Here is a 629-nt window from a genome sequence, read left to right as displayed (position 1 = left end):
TTTAGAGAGCTGAATTTTGTTCTTTTGCGTATTGTGCGTAGAGAATGTCGGCAAAATCTGTTTCGTTGATAATGCCGATAACAAGATCTCGAACTGCATCCGCAAGTAAATCGTTTTCCTGCGTAAGCTCAAAATCGTTAAGTGATAAATATTCAAGTGCCACAGCCAAACCTGTGCGTTTGTTCGCATCAGGTAGCGCATGTGAAACCGCTATACAAGCAGTGTATTTAGCAGCGATTTCAAAAACATCATCCAGTCCTTCATAAACGATGGCATTATCGATTCGACCTAATGCCCCCTGAAGCTTGGGAATATCAACGGCTCCTTTCATTCCTGGTTCTGTTTTTAGGATGAAAGCATTAATCTCGATCACTCGTTCAAAAGGAAAACAGATGATATCCATTACATATCAGCCAGTTTAGTGAATGTCTTCTGATGAGTACGCAAAGCAAGTTTAGTTTCAGACTTCACAATTTGACGACCAGCATCACCAGTCAAATCAAGCTTTTTACTAGCCTTAATTTTCGGTCTTTCAACAGCATCAACGCCGTAAGCTTCAACTTTTCGATTCATATCACACCTACTATCAATAAAGGTTAGGCCGATTATAGCCCCAAAACGTGATAAAA

Annotated in this window: 2 protein-coding genes; both read right to left on the bottom strand. The window is 40.1% G+C overall.

Annotated features, from left to right (window positions below; all coding sequences use genetic code 11):
• Nucleotide 1 precedes the first annotated feature (1 nt).
• Nucleotides 2-403 carry a type II toxin-antitoxin system death-on-curing family toxin gene (locus GOU96_RS18070; RefSeq protein WP_000351248.1) on the bottom strand — a complete coding sequence of 134 codons (402 nt, stop codon included), beginning with the start codon at nucleotides 401-403 and terminating at the stop codon, nucleotides 2-4.
• Nucleotides 403-573, bottom strand: coding sequence for a hypothetical protein (locus GOU96_RS18065; RefSeq protein WP_001080654.1), 171 nt, complete (start codon nucleotides 571-573; stop codon nucleotides 403-405). The genes GOU96_RS18070 and GOU96_RS18065 overlap by 1 nt, the downstream gene beginning before the upstream one ends.
• Nucleotides 574-629 lie beyond the last annotated feature (56 nt).

It is taken from the genome of Vibrio sp. R-1 (genome assembly GCF_035615595.1).
Taxonomy (GTDB): domain Bacteria; phylum Pseudomonadota; class Gammaproteobacteria; order Enterobacterales; family Vibrionaceae; genus Vibrio; species Vibrio cholerae.
Note: the sequence above shows the minus strand (reverse complement) of the source record. Positions and strands in the feature narration are given on the sequence as shown.